Here is a 16,748-nt window from a genome sequence, read left to right as displayed (position 1 = left end):
TTCCGGTGCGGGTGCGGGGTGCGGGGTCAGCCGCGGGCGCGGGCCCGGCGCCTGGTGAGCATCACCGCCCCGCCGCCGGCGGCCAGCAGCACGGCGGCGCCGCCCGCGATGTACGGGGTGGAGGAGGAGCTGCCGGTCTCGGCGAGGCTGGTGTCGCCGGCCGGGGCGTGGCCGGTGCCGGTCTGCGGCTTCACCCCGTCGCCGCCGGTGCCGCTGTCGCCGGAGCCGCCGGTGCCGTGGTGGCCGCCGGTCGATCCGGACGTGGCGCCGCCGCTGGTGGGTCCGCCGCTGGAACTGCCGTTGCTGGAGCCGCTGTTGTCGCCGCCCCCGGTGGTCGCCCCGCCGTTGCCGCCGGAACCTCCGTTACCGCCGGAGCCCCCGGTGCTGGAGCCCCCGGTGCTCGTACCGCCGTTGCTCGTGCCGCCGGTGTTCCCACCGTCCGGCTTCGGGGTCTCGCAGGTGGCCTCCACCAGCGTGACCTCGCCCTGGACCTCGGCGACGTTCAGGTTGAGCGGGTTGACGGAGACCTTGAGGCGCAGCGCGGTCGCGGCGGCGGTGCGCGAGGTGGTGTCCGTCTTCGAGAGGTCGAGGGTCACCTCGCCGACGCCCGGCACGGCGACCCGGGTGGTGCCGCCCGCGCCGAGCTCGATCCGCTTGCCGAGGACCGTCACGTGCCCCAGGACGTTCGACTCGGCGACCGGCTTGCGGCCCGCCTCGCAGACCGCCCTGGACGTGACCTTCTCCACCTCGATCAACGAGAGCGCCCGCAGCCCGGGGACGTGGACCCGGGCCTTGACCACATTGCTGTAGCCCTCGGCGCGGTGCCGGTCGGCGGTGGCCTTCGCGGTGGCCACGTCGGCGGCGAGGAGGCTGACCGGCCGGTTGCCGTCCACCCCGTCGACCCGGACGCGCAGCGCGGTGCTGTCCGCGTCGGCGGGCGCCTGCACCGCGTTGAGCGAGGTCCTGAGCGGTACGTCGACCGTCTTGTTCAGGAGCGAGACGTCGAGCGAGGCACGGAGCACGGCCGCGCTCGCCTTCCCGCCGCCGGTGGCCGTGGTGGTCGCGGGCTCGGCCTGGGCCGGAACGGCGGCCAGCAGGGCGACGGGAGCGACGGCGACGGCCAGGGCGGCGAGTCGGAAGGTGTTGCTGTTCAAGGTGGTGGAACCCCCACATGAGACATGGAGCCACCGGCGCCCTCCCATGGGGGACATGGAGGGTTCCGGCGGCCTCGACCCCGAAAGCTTTACGCACTGAGGGTGAACTCGCGGATACCTGACGTGAGTTCACCCCAAAGGGGGGTTTCCGCGCCTGTATTCGAATATCTCGGTACGTGCGTTCCTCCGCCTCACCCGATCCGCCGAGCGCGGACGGCGCGACCGTCGAACACGCCGGTGCACGCACCGACAGGCACGGACACGCACAAGAAAGGATCAACGACGACAGCCGCATTCCGGTCACGGCCCGTCAACCCGGCGACCCCGGCGGCGATCCGGCGGCTGTCCGGCGGCGGGGTCGCCCCGTCAGCCGATCACCCGCCCGTTCAGCACCACCCGGCGCGGCGCGGCGAGGACCCGTACGTCCGCCCGCGGGTCCTCGTCGTACACCACCAGGTCCGCCGGAGCGCCCTCCTCCAGACCCGGCCGCCCCAGCCACCGCCGGGCGCCCCAGGTCGTCGCGGAGAGCGCGTCCAGCGGCGGGATGCCCGCCTTCACCAGCTCGGCGACCTCGTCCGCCACCAGCCCGTGGGCGAGCACCCCGCCCGCGTCGGTGCCGGTGAAGACCGGGATCCCGGCGTCGTACGCGGCGCGGACCGTGTCGTAGCGCCGCTCGTGCAGCCGCCGCATATGGGCCGACCAGCGGGGGAACTTGGCCTCGCCGCCGTCCGCGAGCGCGGGGAAGGTGGCGATGTTGACCAGGGTGGGGACGATCGCGACGCCGCGCTCGGCGAAGAGCGGAATGGTGTCCTCGGTGAGACCGGTGGCGTGCTCCACGCAGTCGATCCCGGCCTCCACCAGATCGCGCAGCGAGTCCTCGGCGAAGCAGTGCGCGGTGACCCGGGCGCCGAGCCGGTGCGCCTCGGCGATGGCCGCCTCGACCGCCCCGCGCGGCCAGCAGGCGGTCAGGTCGCCCACGCCCCGGTCGATCCAGTCGCCGACCAGCTTCACCCAGCCGTCACCGCGCCGCGCCTCCTGCCCGACGTACGCGACCAGCTCGTCCGGCTCGATCTCGTGGGCGTAGTTCCGGGTGTACCGGCGGGGCCGGGCGATGTGCCGGCCCGCCCGGATGATCTTCGGCAGGTCCTCGCGGTCGTCGATCCACCGGGTGTCGGCCGGGGAGCCCGCGTCCCGCAGCAGCAGCGCGCCCGCCTCCCGGTCGGCCAGCGCCTGCCGCTCGCTGGTGGCCGCGTCCACGGCGCCGTGGAGGTCGAGTCCGACATGGCAGTGCGCGTCCACCAGGCCCGGCAGCGCCCAGCCGGTGACGGTCACCGCCCCGTCGGCCCCGGCCGGCCTCTCGTACGTGATCCGGCCGCCCTCCACCCAGAGTTCGTCCCGGACGTCCTCGGGGCCGACGAGCACCCGCCCCTTCACGTGCAGCACCTGCGAAGCCTTGTGATCACTCATGGGCAGCACTGTACGAGGCGGCCTCGGGGGCCCTCGGTACGCTTCGACGAGAGAACCGTCCGCACGCGCCACCGCGCGCCGAACCGATCCGACCCGAAGAGAGCACCGCCGTGACCCACCCCTTCCTCGACCTCGCCCCGCTCACCGCCGCGCGCTTCGCGGCCATCGAGCAGCGGGTCGCCGGCCTCCTCGCCACCGAGCAGGACGTCGTCATCATGCAGGGCGAGGCGCTGCTCCCGCTCGAAGGCTGCATCCGGGGCGGCGCCCGGCCCGGTACGACCGCGCTGAACGTGGTGACCGGCCCGTACGGGCAGACCTTCGGGAACTGGCTGCGGGACTGCGGCGCCGAGGTGATCGACCTGGCGGTGCCCTTCCACACGGCGGTCACCGCCGACCAGGTCGCGCGGGCGCTGGCCGAGCACCCGGGGATCGACTTCGTCTCGCTGGTCCACGCGGAGGCGGCGACCGGCAACACCAACCCGGTCGCCGAGATCGGCGAGGTGGTCCGCGCGCACGGGGCGCTGTTCATGCTGGACGCGGTCGCCTCGGTGGGCGCCGAGCCGCTGCTGCCGGACGCCTGGGGCGTCGACCTCTGCGTGATCGGCGCGCAGAAGGCGATGGGCGGCCCGGCCGGGGTCTCGGCGGTGTCGGTGAGCGCGCGCGCCTGGGAGCGGATCGCCGCCAACCCGCAGGCGCCGCGCCACTCCTACCTCTCGCTGCTGGACTGGAAGGAGCGGTGGATCGACGGTGGCCGCAAGGCCCTGCTGCACGCCCCCGCCCAGCTGGAGATGCTGGCCCTGGAGGCGTGCGTGGAGCGGATCGAGGCCGAGGGGCTGGACGCGGTGATGGCCCGGCACGCCTCTGCGGCGGCGGCGACCCGGGCGGGCGCGGTGGCGCTCGGCGGCGGCCTCTCCCCGTACGTGCACCTGGCCGGGGAGGCGGCGCCGGTCGCCACGACGCTGCGCGCCCCCGAGGGCGTGGACGCCGCCGGGCTGGTCGCCCGTGCGCTGGCCGCCGACCCGTCGCTGCCGCTGATCGCGGGCGGCGGCGCGCTGTCCAAGGAGATGATCCGGGTCAACCACTACGGCGTGGACGCGACGCGGGGCGCCGTGCTCTCCTCGCTCGCCGCCCTGGGCTCGGCGCTGGCCGACACGGGCCGCCGGGTCGACCTCGAAGCGGCCAGCAAGGCCGTCGCGGAGGCGTGGCCGAACGCGTGACCTCGCGGCTCCTCCCGTGAAGTGCCAGCTCCGGGCGGGTCGTTGACCCCTCGGTCCCTGGCGGGCGCCGAGCCCCGGTGCGTACTATGTGGGGCCTGATCACGAGCCCCGGCATCCCGGAAACCGGGGGCCGGGGCGGTGATCGGCCAGGTACACCACGGACCCACGGGAGATGCGCCTATGCGTTGTGGAGTAGAACTGACCGCCTATCTCGTCAACGAGTCGCGCGCCAGGATGCCCGACCTCGCCGAGGACCCACTGGCAGCCGCCTGGATCCCGGAGAGCGACCGGCCGGCGGTGCGCGAGCTGTGGGCCGAGTTCGCCGGCACCGTCTACCCCCACGACGACCTGGTCGTCTCCCTGCGCGGGAGATTCATCGCGGACACCCTGGCCCGCGCGCTGGAGAAGGACCCGGACACGGTGCTCGTGGTCTGCGGGGCCGGATTCTCCTCGTACCCCTGGCTGCTGCCGTTCCGGACCGCCATCGAGGTGGACCTGCCGGACATGATCGCCGCCAAGCAGGCCCGTGCGGCGGAGCTGGTGGCGTCCGGGGCGCTGCCGGAGCGGGACGTCCACCACCACGCCGCCGACCTCGCCGGGGCCGCCTCCCGCGAGGAGCTGGCCGCCCTGGTCCGCAAGGCGGCCGACGGTCGCCCGGTCGCCTACGTGGCCGAGGGGCTGGTCTTCTACCTGCCGCCGGACGAGGCGCGCGCGGTCGTGGGCCTGGGGGCCGAGTTCGGCCGGTGCGCGGTCACGGCGGTCAGCTACTGGCCCGCCGCGGCCGCCGGGAGCCAGGTCCTCGCCGACCAGCGGAAGTGGTTCCGCAGCCGGTCGGTGCCGGAGGACGCCTCGTACCTGACCCACCACGGCCTGACCGAACTGCTCGGCGACGGGATCGAGGACTGCGGCCCGGAGGACCTCCAGCGGCGCTACCTCGGCCGGATCGACGTGCCCGAGTCCGAGCTGATCCCCGAGTACGTGGCGGTGTCCTGGCACAACTCCGCGCGTGGCGTCCCCGGGCAGGGCGTTCCGGGACGAGCCACCGGGGCGACGCGTTGAGACAGGTGCTCCACCTGCAGAGCAGGGCGTATCCGGTGCACCACAACTCCCCGCCCCTGGAGATCGACTCCTTCCCGGTGCCGGGGCACGGCACGTTGCGCCCGGTCGCCGGCGAGCTCGGAACGCTCGGGTACAACCCGGACCACACCATCGAGCTGGACCTGAAGGAGATCATCACCGAGCTGATCACCCTGCCCGGCACGGAGATCGTCGGCTGCCACGCCCGGATCCTCAGCGCCGGCAGCATCCTGGTGACGTACGCGCTGCGCCACGAGGCCGATCTGCGGCAGCTGCCGCTCGCCGAGCTCGACACGTTGGACGCCCACGTGAACACCCTGCTCCGCGACGCGGACGGACCGGTCCTCAGCGCGGTGCTGACGGCCGCGGCGGCCTGCGGGATGGTGCGGGGGCTGGCGCTGCGGCCGGACCTGGCGGGCAGTGGTGTCGCCGCGCCGGTGGACCGCCAGTCCGCCCGGTACAACTGCCACTTCGTCACCGAGGACCCGCCGTGGTCGTCCGATCCGCGGCTGCCGGAGTTCAGCCCGGGGCCGCACTGCCGGATCCTGCTGCCGTACACGTACGCCTGGGACCGCGACCCGGAGACCCCGCTGCCCGAGCTGCGGACGATGACGGAGCCGACGGACATCGCGACGGCGCAGCAGTCCCTGCTGGTGGGCGCCCTGCTGGGCGGGAAGCGGATCCTGGTCGACCTCGCGAGGGCCGGGGCCCCCACGACCGATGTGCACGCGTTCCGGCGCTTCCTGGACGGGGTCTGGTCCGACTACCACCACCTCGACGGCTACCGCATAGAGTCCGCCCAGGGCCCGCGGGCCACCTATCTGGCGGCCCGTGAGTCCATCGGCCTGGACAACACCCAGGAGCGGACCGACAAGCTGCTCGGCTACGTCGGCAACTCGCTGCTGGCCGCGGCCTCGCAGCGGACCGAGGCGCTCGACACCCGGCTCAACCGGGTCGCCGCCACGCTCGCCATGGTCGCGGCGGCCTCGTTCAGCCTGGACGCGGCGGTGTTCCTGCTGCCCGAGTCGGCGTCGCTGGCTCCCCGGGTGGGAATCCTCAGCGGGCTGATCGGGCTGACCGGGATCGGCATCCTCGCCCTGTTCCTCCCCGGGCGCCGTCATCGCAGGATCGTGGCACCGCAGTTGCTGCCGCGTCAGCGCAGGACCGCACCCGCTCCCGCGCCCGTCCCCGAAGGCCGGTCCGTCGATCCGGCCCCGCAGGGGTAATCCGCTGTACCTCCCGAGGTCCGGGCGGAGAAAGTGGGCCCATGACCTCATTCGTACGCCACATCACCATCGACTGCGCCGACGCCTACACCCTGGCCGGATTCTGGGCCGGGGTGCTCGGCGCCCCGGTCAGTGCCGACGACTCCCCCGGTGACCCGGAGGTGGCCGTCGAATCGCCCGACGGAGCACTGCTGTTCATCACCGTGCCGGAGGCCAAACGCGTCAAGAACCGGGTCCACCTGGACATCCAGCCGAAGGACCGGACCCGGGACGAGGAGGTCGAGCGGCTGCTCGCGCTGGGCGCCACGCTCGTGGCCGACCACCGCAGGCCGGACGGCCGGGGCTGGGCGACCCTCGCCGACCCGGAGGGCAACGAGTTCTGTGTCGAGCTCGGTCCGGCGGAGCGCGCCGCCCTGACCGGGGCCAGGCTGCCGGTCACGGCGGACGACGTGACGGAGGTGGTGCGGCTGGCGGCCGAGGCGCTCCGGGGTGCCCCGGCGGACCGCTGGGACGCGCCGGCCGGGACCCTGGAGTGGACCTGCTGGGAGACGGCGGAGCACATGAGCGACGACCTCTTCTCGTACGCGGCCCAGCTCGGCCCGCAGCGGCCGCCGCTGGACGACTACGTCCCGTACCGCTGGGGCGCCGACCGCGAGGGCGGTCCGCGGAACGCGGTCTTCGCGGACCGGGCGGCCGGGCCGGACGGGCTGCTGTGGACGCTGGAGGCGAACGGCGCGATGCTCGCCGCGATGGTGCGTACGGCCCCGGCGGAGCGGCGCGCGTTCCACTCGTACGGGACCTCCGACCCGGAGGGCTTCGCCGCGATGGGAGTGGTGGAGACCCTGGTGCACATGGACGATCTCGCCGCCGGTCTGGGCGTGGCGTGGAACCCGCCGGCCGCGCTGTGCGACCGGGCCCTGGCCCGGCTGTTCCCGGACGCCCCGGCGGACGCGGACCGGTGGGCCGTGCTGCGCTGGGCCACCGGCCGCGCCGAGCTGCCCGGCCACCCGCGCGTCACGGCGTGGAAGTGGCGGAGCGCGCCGCTGGACGGGACCGTGTAGGGGCCTCAGCCGGCGAGCACGTCCAGGACCCGGTCCACGTCGGCCTCCGTGTTGTACACGTGGAACGACGCGCGCAGGTTCCCGGCCCGGTTCGACACCACGATCCCGGCGCGTTCGAGGTCCGCGCCCCGGTCGCCGAGGCCGGGCACGGCCACGATGGGCGACCGGCCGGGCACCGGCTCGTGGCCGAGCCGGACCAGCCCGGCCCGCATCCGCGCCGCGAGCCCGGTGGCGTGGGTGTGGACGGCCTCCGTCCCGATCTCCGCCAGCAGCGCGAGGGACCGTTCGGCGCCGTGGTACGCGAGGAAGGCGGGCGGGGCGTCGAAGCGGCGCGCGGTCCGGGAGAGCCGTTCGACCGGGCCGTAGACGCTGTCCCAGGGGTCTTCGGCGGCGCTCATGGCGGCGTGGAGCGGCGGCAGTCCGGGCTGCGCCTCCTCGGTGACGGTGAGGTAGGAGGTGCCGCGCGCACCGAGCAGGAACTTGAAGCCGCCGGTGACGGTGTAGTCGTACTCGCCCGCCTCCAGCGGCAGCCAGCCGGCCGACTGGGTGGCGTCGACCAGGGTCCGGGCGCCGTGGTCGGCGGCGGCCGCGCGTATCGCCTTCAGGTCGGCGGTACGGCCGTCGGCCGACTGTACGGAGGAGAGGGCGACCAGCGCGGTGTCCGGCCCCACCGACTCGGCCACCCGCTCCAGCGGCACATAGCGCGTCCGGAGGTCGCCGCGGACCGCGAACGGACCGACGACGGAACTGAACTCACCCTCCGGCGCGAGGACTTCGGCCCCCGGCGGCAGAGAGGCGGCGATCATCCCGACGTGCACGGAGACGGAGCCGCCGACCGCGACCCGGTCGGCGTCGACCCCGGCGAGGCGGGCGAAGCGCTCCCGGGCGGCCTCCACGACCGCGAAGTCGCCGGAGCCGTCGGTACGCCCTGAGGAGAGCGTCCCGGCCAGCTCCGTCACGGCGGCCAGGGACCGCCGGGGCAGCAGCCCGCAGGAGGCGGTGTTGAGGTAGGTCTTCGTCGGCGCGAACTCGTCGTCCACGAGGGTGCTGAGCGAGGCATCATCCATGCGCCCAGCCTGCGGTCCCCCCGGCCCCCGGTCAATCACGGACGGCCGGGGGCCGGGAGGGGGACGCCTCGTCACCGCTCCCGGGGCGGGCCCTCAGGGGCGCGGGACCTCGCAACTGCCGTCGGCGTCGCAGGCCGCCGCGTCCCCGCCGAGCGCGGTGAGCGGGCGGTCCTTCCACGCCTGCTCCAGCGCCTGGGCGAACACCTCGGCGGGCTGGCCGCCGGAGATGCCGTAGCGCCGGTCGAGCACGAAGAACGGCACCGCGTTGGCCCCCAGCTCGGACGCCTCGCGCTCGTCGGCCCGCACCTCGGCCGCGTACGCCTCCGGGTCGGCGAGCACGGCCCGCGCCTCGGCCCCGTCGAGCCCGGCCTCGACGGCCAGCTCGACCAGCACCTCGTCGTCGTAGACGGACCGCTCCTCGGCGAAGTTCGCCCGGTAGGCGAGGTCCAGCAGCGCGTCCTGACGGCCGCGGGCCCTGGCGAGGTGGAGCAGCCGGTGGATGTCGAAGGTGTTGCCGTGGTCGCGGCCCTCGGTGAGGTAGCCGAGCCCCTCGGCCCGGGCGTTGGCCGCGACGTTCTCCTCCATGCCCCGCGCCTCCTCGGGGGTGCGGCCGTACTTCTGCGCCAGCATGTCGATCACCTGCGCGGTGTCGCCCTTGGCCCGCCCGGGGTCGAGCTCGAAGGACCGGTGCACGACCTCGACCTGGTCCCGGTGGGCGAATCCGGCCAGCCCCTTCTCGAAGCGGGCCTTCCCGATGTAGCACCAGGGGCAGGCGATGTCGCTCCAGATCTCGACGCGCATGTCTCTTCTTCTCTCGTTTTCCTCGTACCACTGCCCGAGCAGCGCGGAGCCACCCTCCGCTCCCGTCGACAACACGGGAACGGAGGTCCTCATTCCCTTGCTGGGGAACGCCCCTCGGGCCGAGGTGCGACGCGGGGCTCTCCGAGGACGAACGCCGCCGCTCCGCAGCTCAGGCGCCGTCGGGCGGGACGGGGGTGGCCTGGTGGTAGTACATCCGCCACACCGTGGACGTGCCCCGCCTGCGCCAGAGTGAGGTCCGCAGTGCGCGGTCCCCGCCGAGCATGGTCTCGTAGGTGAGGTGCACCAGCCCGGGTGCCAGCAGGGCACCGGAGAAATTCGAGGGCTCGTAGTGCGGACCGCTCGGCGTCGAGCAGTCCATCTCGGGCAGCGCGGCGAGCATCTCGTCGTACGTCCACCGCCGTCCCGAGGCGCCGACCTCGAAGAACTCGGGGTCCAGCAGCTCCTGGGCGAGCGAGCGTGACATCCGTACGCTGGGGTCCATCAGACGCAGCTCGCCCGCGATCGCCTCGCGTACCTCATCCGTCTCTTGGCTCATCCCGGCATCCTTCCCGGGACAGCCCGGTCCCACAACCGGGTTTCCCCGCACGGTCCACGGCCGAGGGCGTCCCGCCGGCACCGGTTCAGCCCTCGTCCTCGCCCTCGTCGAGTTCCGTGATCGGCCGGTCGGAGACCACGGCCACGAGGATCATCGGGGCGTCACCGTCGCACTGGTTGAGGGAGACCGCGGTCCACCGTCCGCCGACCGGGCCCCACACCACCAGGTCGCCCAGGCAGTCCGCGTCGCAGAGCGCCTGGTAGAGCGGCGGCAGGGGTTCGCCCGCCATGTTCCGGAAGATCGGGACCCGCATGCCCGCCGTGCGGTGCGGGCCCCACCGGCGGTCCAGCTCGGCGACGAGCCCGGCGAGCCGGTCCGAGGCGGCGGCCTCGGCGGCCGCCCACTCGGTCCCGTACACGCCCACCAGGTCGTCGCTCCGCCAGAGGGGCTCGATCCGGAAGCCCTCACCTGTCGTCGCGCTCCACTCGCCGGTCTCCGGCTCCCCCTCGCCGGACGTCGGCCCGGTGGCCGGGAGCGGCGTGGCGAGGAGGCGCTCGACGCGGGAGACCGACCCGGCGGGCGGGGCGGGTGTCACGACTCCCGGCGGCCGTCGACCCGGCGGGGCAGGCCCAGCGGGTTGTCCTCGTGGAGCTCGGGCGGGAGCAGGGCCTCGGGGGTGGTCTGGTACGTGATCGGGCGCAGCCAGCGTTCGATGGCGGTGGCGCCGACCGAGGTGGAGGTGGAGGTGGACGACGGGTAGGGGCCGCCGTGGTTCTGCGCGGGGGCGACGGCGACGCCGGTGGGCCAGCCGTTGACGAGGACCCGGCCGGCCAGCGGGGTGAGGGCCGCGAGGAGCGCGGGGGCCTCCGGGTCGGTGCCGGTGGCGGTCTGGAGGGTGGCGGTGAGGTTGCCGGGGAGGCGGGAGAGCACGGCGGTGATCTCGTCCTCGGAGGCGTAGCGGGCGACGACGGTGACCGGGCCGAAGCACTCCTCCAGCAGCTCGTCGTGCGGGCCCTCGGCGGCCAGGAGTCCGGCCGGTACGGTGAGGAAGCCGGCCGCGACGGTGTGCTCCCCGCCCGCGCCGGGGGTGACCGGGGCGTCGACGCCGGGGAGTCCGGCCCGGGTCCGGACGCCCGCGAGGAAGGCGTCGCGCATCCGGTGGTCGAGGAGGACCGCGGCCTCGGTGTCGCTGACCGCGTCGGTCAGGGTCTTCAGGAGCCGGTCGCCGCTCTCGTCCGCCGGGGCCAGGACGAAACCGGGCTTGGTGCAGAACTGGCCCGCGCCCATGGTCATCGAGCCCGCCAGCCCGGCGCCGATCTCCTCGGCGCGCTCGGCCGCGGCCGCCCCGGTGACGACGACGGGGTTGAGGGAGCCCAGTTCGCCGTGGAAGGGGATGGGGCGGGGGCGGGCCGCCGCCGCGTCGAACAGGGCCCGGCCGCCGCGCACCGAGCCGGTGAACCCGGCGGCGGCGACGAGCGGGTGGCGGATGAGCTCGACGCCGGCCTCGAAGCCGTGCACCAGGATCAGCACGTCCTCGGGCAGGCCGACGCGGGCGGCCGCCCGGCGCAGCACGGAGGCGCACAGTTCGGAGGTGGCGGGGTGGTCCGGGTGGGCCTTGACGACGACCGGGCAGCCGGCCGCGAGCGCGCTCGCGGTGTCGCCGCCGGGGACGGAGAAGGCGAGCGGGAAGTTGCTGGCCGCGTAGACCGCGACGACACCCAGCGGGATCTTGTAGCGACGCAGGTCGGGCCAGGGCGGGGTGCGGCCGGCGTCCGCGTGGTCGATGTGGACGTCGAGGAAGGCGCCCTCCTCGACGACCTCCGCGAAGGACCTCAACTGGGCTGCGGTGCGGGCGAGTTCGCCGGTGAGCCGGGCCGGGCCGAGCGCGGTCTCCGCGTCGGCGGCCTCGATGACGTGCTCGCCGGCCTCGGTGAGCAGTTCGGCGGCGGTGCGCAGGAACGCGGCGCGCCGGGTGCGGTCTGCGAGGGACTCCCGTACCGCGTGGGCGGCCCGGACCGCGCGGTCGATCTCCTGCACGGTAGCCTCCACCGCTACCTGCTCACGCGGGTTCCCCGTGCGGGGGTCGACGCTCCAGACTGGTGCTGCTGCCACCGTGGTTCCTTCCGCTCACTGCCGCACATCGGAGATTGTTCGGTATTCTGAACAGAGTTCTGAATCGTGAATATGAAGTGACTCTATTTCCGGGCGCTCGGTGTTGGCAAGGAGCCCCGGTCCAAGCGGCCCCGAGGCTCCGGCGACGGGCCGGAACCAGTGGCTGGAAGGGGTGCGGGGCGATGTCGGTCGGTGAATCCGGCGGAGCACAGGTCAAGTCCGCCGTACGGACGGTGGAGCTGCTCGAATACTTCGCGGGGCGGCCCGGCATGCATTCGCTCGCCGCCGTGCAGGAGGCCGTCGGCTACCCGAAGTCGAGCCTCTACATGCTGCTGCGCACCCTGGTGGAGCTGGGCTGGGTGGAGACGGACGCGACGGGCACGCGGTACGGGATCGGCGTACGGGCCCTGCTGGTCGGCACCTCGTACATCGACGGCGACGAGGTCGTCGCGGCCGCCCGGCCGACGCTGGACCGGCTCTCCGACGACACGGCGGAGACCATCCACCTGGCCCGGCTCGACGGGACGAACGTGGTGTACCTCGCGACCCGGCAGTCCCAGCACTACCTGCGTCCGTTCACCCGGGTCGGCCGTCGGCTGCCCGCGCACTCGACCTCGCTCGGCAAGGCGCTGCTGGCCACCCACAGCGACGAGCAGGTGCGCAAGCTGCTCCCCGAGACACTGCCCGCGCTGACCGAGCACACCATCACCGACCGCGAGAAGCTCATCGAGGAGCTGCACCTGGTCCGCGAGCAGGGGTACGCGGTGGACCGCGAGGAGAACACCCTCGGTCTGCGCTGCTTCGGCGTCGCCGTCCCGTACCGGACCCCCGCCCGGGACGCGATCAGCTGCTCGGTGCCGGTCGCCCGGCTCACGCCCGCGCACGAGCAGATGGTGAAGGACGCGCTGTTCGACGCCCGGGACCGGCTGGCCCTCGCCACCCGGCGGCTCTGAGCCGTACCAGCCCTACCGGCCTCATCCGCCGGGGAAGCCGCCGCGCCCGGACATCCCATGAGAAAGCGGTGAGAACCGCCTCGGCCGGGAACGGTGCGTGAGGTCCGGCTCGTCCCTCCGGTGGGATGAACAGAACCATCAGGCGAACCTCGGTCTTCTGCCTGCTCCTGGTCCTCGCCCTGCTGATGCGGGCGACCTGGGTGCAGGCGTATCAGGCAAAGGCGCTCGCGGACGACGACCGAAACCGGCGGAACACCATCGCGCAGTACGCGCAGCCGCTCGGTGACATCATCGTGGCCGGAAGCCCGGTCACCGGATCGAAGAGGACGGTGGGCAGCGACCTCGCGTACAAACGCACCTACAAGCAGGGCGAGCTCTACGCGGCCGTCACCGGCTACGGCTCGCAGGCGTACCGGTCCACCCAGCTGGAGGGGATCTACAGCCATGTGCTGGACGGCACCGACGACCGGCTGAAGAACCCGCTGGGCGCGCTGACCCGGAAGCAGGAGGAACCGGGCGACGTCCTGACGACGATCGACCCGGACGTGCAGAAGGCGGCGTACGAGGCGCTCGGCGACGACAAGGGCGCGGCGGTCGCGATCGACCCGGCGACCGGCCGGATCCTGGCCATGGTCTCCACGCCCTCCTACGACCCGTCGACGATCAGCGGGACGACGGACGGCACGGCCTGGAAGAAGCTCCAGGCCGACCCGGACATGCCGCTGATCAACCGGGCGATGCGGCAACCGCTGGCCCCGGGCTCCACGTTCAAGCTGGTGGTGGCCGCGGCCGCGCTGGAGAACGGGCTGTACGGGTCGGTCGACACGCCCACCGACAGCCCCAACCCGTACACGTTGCCCGACACCAGCACGGTGCTGCGCAACGAGAGCGCGACGGCGCCCTGCGAGAACGCGACACTGCGCGTCGCGCTCCAGTACTCCTGCAACAACGTCTTCGCGAAGGCGGCCGTCGATCTCGGCCAGGGCAAGGTACGGGCGATGGCCGAGAAGTTCGGCTTCAACACGGAGAAGCTGGACGTGCCGGTACGGGCGTCGAAGAGCGTCTACCCGACCGGCATGGACCGGCCGCAGACCGCGCTCACCGGCATCGGCCAGTTCGAGGTGACCGCGACGCCGCTGCAGATGGCCATGGTCTCGGCCGCCCTCGCCAACGGGGGCGAGCTGGCCGCGCCGCACATGGTGTCCTCGGTGACCGACGGCGACGGCGACCCGCTCCAGGAATACCCGGACGGGGACACCCGAAGGGTCGTCTCGGCCTCCACCGCCGAGCAGTTGCGCAGCGCCATGGTGACCGTCGTCGAGGAGGGCACCGGCACCAACGCCAGGATCGCCGGGGCCGAGGTCGGCGGCAAGACCGGCACCGCGCAGAACGGCGTGGGCAACAGCAACACCCCGTACGCCTGGTTCACCTCCTACGCGAAGGACCGGTCCGGCGGCAAGGGGGTCGCGGTCGCCGTGGTCGTCGAGGACTCGGGCGCGGCGCGCTCGGAGGTCAGCGGCAACGGCCTGGCGGCGCCGATCGCGCAGAAGACGATGAAGGCGGCGCTGGCGGGCTGAGCGGGGACGGCCGGTGGACCGGGCCGGCGGGGGCGGCTGACGGGCGCCCCCACCGGCCCGGCGTTCTCATCCGCGAGGGCGGAGACCGGCCAGTGCCGGGGCGACGGCCGCGAGGTCCGGGTCGGAGGCGAGCCCGGCGTGGTAGAGGCGGAGCTGGTTCGCCCCCAGCGAGGCGGCGTGCGCGGCGTCCCGCTCCAGGGTGGCGGGGCTGCCGCCCATCCCGGTGACCACGGAGAAGTTGGCCGCGAGCACCCCCTGCCGCCCGGTGAACGGGCCGAGCACCGCCTCGCGCGCCGCGTCGTCGCCGGTGCAGGGCAGCACCACGCCGTCCGCCACCGAGAGGATGTGCGCCGGGTCCACGCCGGTGTTCGCGCCGGTGCGGTGGGGTTCGGGGTCGGCGTGCAGCAGCACCTGGAAGCCGGGTTCCGCCGCCGCCCGTACGGCCGCGACGACGTCCTCCTGGAGCGTACGGGCCACCTCGCCGCGCCACCGGAGGGTGGTGGCGGCGGGATCGGCGCCGAGGAGGTGCTCGATGCCCGCGCGGCCGGCCGCCCCGGAGCCGGAACCGGCCCAGACCGGTTCCAGCGCGGTGCGCACGGCCGCGGCCAGGGCGTCGGCGTCCAGGCCCTGTCCGGCGTAACCGGCGCGGCAGGCGGAGCAGAAGCAGAGCGACATCAGGTACTGCGCCGCGTCGCCGAGCCCGACGCCCGCGGTCTTGTCGTGGGCGTGCAGATGCGCGAGGCCGTACCAGCCGCAGGACTCCAGCTCGGTGCCGCGCGCGCCGGCGCGGGTCGCGGCCTCGGCGGCCAGGCCGGTCAGATAGGCGCGGACCTCGGGCCGGGCCACGCACGGCGCCCAGGGGTAGCGGTCGCCGTACGCGTTGACCACGGAGGTGTCCGGGTGCTCGGCGCCCAGCCGGGAGTTGTGCGCCAGCACCACCCAGCTGTGCACCTCCAGGCCGGCGCCGGTGAGGGCCTCGGCGGCCTCGGCGAACGCGTCGTCCGAGGCCGTCCAGGACTGCGCGCGCGGACGGAGCGCACGCCCCGCCCAGCGGTCGGCGTCCGGCGGGTAGAGCACCGCGGCGTACTCGGCGGTGACGACGCGGTGGGCCGGGTGGCGCGGGGTGAGCGCCCGGGTGGAGTGGTAGGCGGCGGCGAGCGTCACCTGCTGGACGCCGAGGTCGGCGAGGCGGCGGGCGGCGTCCGGGTCGCCGACGACGTCCCAGGGGTAGAGGAAGGCCGAGGTCCTCACCCGCGCGTCCCCGGTCCGGGCTCCGGCTGCTCGTCCCGGCCCTGTCCGAGGTGCTCCGATCCGTACCGCTCCAGCACGGCCCGGCCGCGCGCGGTGATCGCGGTGAGCTCCTCGACGTGGGCGGCGGTCGGCTCGGTGAGCGGGGTGCGGACCGGGCCGACGTCCAGCCCGCCGAGCCGGACCCCGGCCTTGACCAGCGCGACGGCGTAGCCGCGGCCCTTGGCGCGCAGCTCCACCAGCGGCCGGTAGAAGTGGTCGAGGAGTTCGCCCGCCAGGGCGTCGTCGCCGGATTCCAGGGCCCGGTAGAAGGCGAGGGCGATGTCGGGCGCGAAGGCGAAGACGGCGGAGGAGTAGAGCGTGACGCCGATGCCCCGGTAGGCGGGGCCGGTGAGTTCGGCGGTGGGCAGCCCGTTGAAGTACAGGAAGTCCGTTCCGGGCCGTCCGGTGCGGACGGCGCTCACCGTGCGCTGCATCAGGTCGAGGTCGCCGTGGCCGTCCTTGAGGCCGATGATGCCGGGCGTGCCGGCGAGGGCGACGACGGTCTCCGGGGTGAAGACGGCGTTGTCGCGCTGGTAGACGATCGTCTCCAGGGAGGTGGCGGCGGCCAGCGCGGTGTAGTGGCCGAGCAGCCCCGCCTGGTCGGCAACGACGAGGTACGGGGGCATGGCGAGGAGCCCGTCCGCGCCCGCCTCCTCGGCGATCCTCGCGTACTGGATCGCCGGGGCCGTGCCGTAACCGGCCCCGGCGACGACCGGCACCTCCCCGGCGGTCTCCTCGACGGCCGCGGCGACGACCCGGCGGAACTCCTCGGGCGTGAGCGCGTGGAACTCACCGGTGCCGCAGCAGGCGAAGACCGCCGCCGCACCGGCGTCGACACCGGCGCGGACATGGGCGCGGAAGGCGTCGAGATCGACGTCTCCGTCCGGGCCGTACGCGGTGACGGGGAAGAAGAGCGGCCCGGCGACACGAGTGAGGCGGGCGGCAAGAGGTGCTGAGGTCACTGGCGCTCCCTGGGCGTGCAGTTGTACACAATTCTGACTGGCGTCTATATTCGTGAACGACTGCACGCTAAGCCAGCCTCCGGGTGCGGGTCAAGGAGGAGAGCGGCGCACCACGGTCGGAGCGGGTGGCGAACCCACCGGCCCAGGATGCCCCGCGGCCCTCACACTTGACCCGGCACACCGACACTTCCTAGCGTGTCCACGGATATGAATGCCGTCCGTGCTGAC

15 protein-coding genes are annotated in these 16,748 nt (G+C 74.1%); 6 read left to right on the top strand and 9 right to left on the bottom strand.

Going from position 1 to position 16,748, the window contains the following annotated elements; translation table 11 throughout:
- Nucleotides 1-26: 26 nt before the first annotated feature.
- Together ACIQGQ_RS16355 and ACIQGQ_RS16350 are read right to left on the bottom strand one after the other, a co-directional pair.
- On the bottom strand, nucleotides 27-1,154 hold the full coding sequence (locus ACIQGQ_RS16355) for an SCO1860 family LAETG-anchored protein (protein ID WP_402395873.1): 1,128 nt from the start codon (nucleotides 1,152-1,154) through the stop codon (nucleotides 27-29).
- Between the two features lie 366 nt (nucleotides 1,155-1,520).
- Nucleotides 1,521-2,621: an amidohydrolase family protein gene (locus ACIQGQ_RS16350; RefSeq protein ID WP_402395870.1), complete on the bottom strand. Its 1,101-nt coding sequence runs from the start codon at nucleotides 2,619-2,621 to the stop codon at nucleotides 1,521-1,523.
- A gap of 110 nt (nucleotides 2,622-2,731) precedes the next feature.
- Between ACIQGQ_RS16350 and ACIQGQ_RS16345 the strand changes: the two genes are divergently transcribed.
- From ACIQGQ_RS16345 to ACIQGQ_RS16330, 4 genes are all read left to right on the top strand, one after another.
- Complete coding sequence (locus ACIQGQ_RS16345; protein ID WP_402395868.1) at nucleotides 2,732-3,838, top strand: pyridoxal-phosphate-dependent aminotransferase family protein; 1,107 nt, start codon at nucleotides 2,732-2,734, stop codon at nucleotides 3,836-3,838.
- 180 nt (nucleotides 3,839-4,018) lie between these two features.
- Entirely contained in the window at nucleotides 4,019-4,897 is an 879-nt protein-coding gene (locus ACIQGQ_RS16340) for a class I SAM-dependent methyltransferase (RefSeq protein ID WP_402395865.1), read from the top strand.
- A 5-nt stretch (nucleotides 4,898-4,902) separates the two neighbouring features.
- The gene (locus ACIQGQ_RS16335) at nucleotides 4,903-6,141 is read left to right on the top strand and encodes a hypothetical protein (protein ID WP_402395862.1); all 1,239 of its coding nucleotides are present in this window, start codon (nucleotides 4,903-4,905) and stop codon (nucleotides 6,139-6,141) included.
- Nucleotides 6,142-6,182: 41 nt separating this feature from the next.
- Complete coding sequence (locus tag ACIQGQ_RS16330; RefSeq protein WP_402395859.1) at nucleotides 6,183-7,202, top strand: VOC family protein; 1,020 nt, start codon at nucleotides 6,183-6,185, stop codon at nucleotides 7,200-7,202.
- Nucleotides 7,203-7,207: 5 nt separating this feature from the next.
- On the opposite strand, the gene ACIQGQ_RS16325 is transcribed toward ACIQGQ_RS16330, so the two are convergent.
- The 5 genes from ACIQGQ_RS16325 to ACIQGQ_RS16305 form a co-directional block, all read right to left on the bottom strand.
- On the bottom strand, nucleotides 7,208-8,269 hold the full coding sequence (locus ACIQGQ_RS16325; RefSeq protein ID WP_402395856.1) for an aminotransferase class V-fold PLP-dependent enzyme: 1,062 nt from the start codon (nucleotides 8,267-8,269) through the stop codon (nucleotides 7,208-7,210).
- 93 nt (nucleotides 8,270-8,362) lie between these two features.
- The gene (locus ACIQGQ_RS16320; protein WP_402395854.1) at nucleotides 8,363-9,070 is read right to left on the bottom strand and encodes a DsbA family oxidoreductase; all 708 of its coding nucleotides are present in this window, start codon (nucleotides 9,068-9,070) and stop codon (nucleotides 8,363-8,365) included.
- A gap of 169 nt (nucleotides 9,071-9,239) precedes the next feature.
- Nucleotides 9,240-9,626 (bottom strand): DUF4440 domain-containing protein, encoded by a 387-nt coding sequence (locus tag ACIQGQ_RS16315; RefSeq protein WP_402395852.1) that lies wholly within the window; start codon nucleotides 9,624-9,626, stop codon nucleotides 9,240-9,242.
- An 85-nt stretch (nucleotides 9,627-9,711) separates the two neighbouring features.
- On the bottom strand, nucleotides 9,712-10,221 hold the full coding sequence (locus tag ACIQGQ_RS16310; protein WP_402395849.1) for a hypothetical protein: 510 nt from the start codon (nucleotides 10,219-10,221) through the stop codon (nucleotides 9,712-9,714).
- Nucleotides 10,218-11,738, bottom strand: coding sequence for an aldehyde dehydrogenase (NADP(+)) (locus tag ACIQGQ_RS16305; RefSeq protein WP_402395847.1), 1,521 nt, complete (start codon nucleotides 11,736-11,738; stop codon nucleotides 10,218-10,220). Before ACIQGQ_RS16305 ends, ACIQGQ_RS16310 begins: the two co-directional genes overlap by 4 nt.
- Nucleotides 11,739-11,920: 182 nt before the next feature.
- On the opposite strand from ACIQGQ_RS16305, the gene ACIQGQ_RS16300 reads away from it, so the two are divergent.
- On the top strand, nucleotides 11,921-12,691 hold the full coding sequence (locus tag ACIQGQ_RS16300) for an IclR family transcriptional regulator (RefSeq protein ID WP_366298842.1): 771 nt from the start codon (nucleotides 11,921-11,923) through the stop codon (nucleotides 12,689-12,691).
- 125 nt (nucleotides 12,692-12,816) lie between these two features.
- Nucleotides 12,817-14,268 carry a peptidoglycan D,D-transpeptidase FtsI family protein gene (locus ACIQGQ_RS16295; RefSeq protein ID WP_402395845.1) on the top strand — a complete coding sequence of 484 codons (1,452 nt, stop codon included), beginning with the start codon at nucleotides 12,817-12,819 and terminating at the stop codon, nucleotides 14,266-14,268.
- Between the two features lie 66 nt (nucleotides 14,269-14,334).
- Here ACIQGQ_RS16295 and ACIQGQ_RS16290 read toward each other — a convergent pair whose 3' ends face one another.
- Together ACIQGQ_RS16290 and ACIQGQ_RS16285 are read right to left on the bottom strand one after the other, a co-directional pair.
- A complete protein-coding gene (locus ACIQGQ_RS16290; RefSeq protein ID WP_402395843.1) occupies nucleotides 14,335-15,519 on the bottom strand; it encodes a hypothetical protein in 1,185 nt (394 codons plus the stop codon).
- Nucleotides 15,516-16,520 carry a 5-dehydro-4-deoxyglucarate dehydratase gene (locus ACIQGQ_RS16285; RefSeq protein WP_402395841.1) on the bottom strand — a complete coding sequence of 335 codons (1,005 nt, stop codon included), beginning with the start codon at nucleotides 16,518-16,520 and terminating at the stop codon, nucleotides 15,516-15,518. Before ACIQGQ_RS16285 ends, ACIQGQ_RS16290 begins: the two co-directional genes overlap by 4 nt.
- Nucleotides 16,521-16,748 lie beyond the last annotated feature (228 nt).

Origin of the sequence: Streptomyces sp. NPDC092952 (genome assembly GCF_044754785.1) — a bacterium.
In the GTDB taxonomy this organism is placed as follows: Bacteria; Actinomycetota; Actinomycetes; order Streptomycetales; family Streptomycetaceae; genus Streptomyces.
This window is presented reverse-complemented; position numbering and strand designations above follow the sequence as displayed.

What these genes read in the sequence shown, in the direction of transcription:
- ACIQGQ_RS16330 (WP_402395859.1), top strand. Translation starts at nt 6,183, where the DNA reads ATGACCTCATTCGTACGCCACATCACCATCGACTGCGCCGACGCCTAC.
- ACIQGQ_RS16340 (WP_402395865.1), top strand. Translation starts at nt 4,019, where the DNA reads ATGCGTTGTGGAGTAGAACTGACCGCCTATCTCGTCAACGAGTCGCGC.
- ACIQGQ_RS16295 (WP_402395845.1), top strand. Translation starts at nt 12,817, where the DNA reads ATGAACAGAACCATCAGGCGAACCTCGGTCTTCTGCCTGCTCCTGGTC.
- ACIQGQ_RS16300 (WP_366298842.1), top strand. Translation starts at nt 11,921, where the DNA reads ATGTCGGTCGGTGAATCCGGCGGAGCACAGGTCAAGTCCGCCGTACGG.
- ACIQGQ_RS16325 (WP_402395856.1), bottom strand. Translation starts at nt 8,269, where the DNA reads ATGGATGATGCCTCGCTCAGCACCCTCGTGGACGACGAGTTCGCGCCG.
- ACIQGQ_RS16315 (WP_402395852.1), bottom strand. Translation starts at nt 9,626, where the DNA reads ATGAGCCAAGAGACGGATGAGGTACGCGAGGCGATCGCGGGCGAGCTG.
- ACIQGQ_RS16320 (WP_402395854.1), bottom strand. Translation starts at nt 9,070, where the DNA reads ATGCGCGTCGAGATCTGGAGCGACATCGCCTGCCCCTGGTGCTACATC.
- ACIQGQ_RS16350 (WP_402395870.1), bottom strand. Translation starts at nt 2,621, where the DNA reads ATGAGTGATCACAAGGCTTCGCAGGTGCTGCACGTGAAGGGGCGGGTG.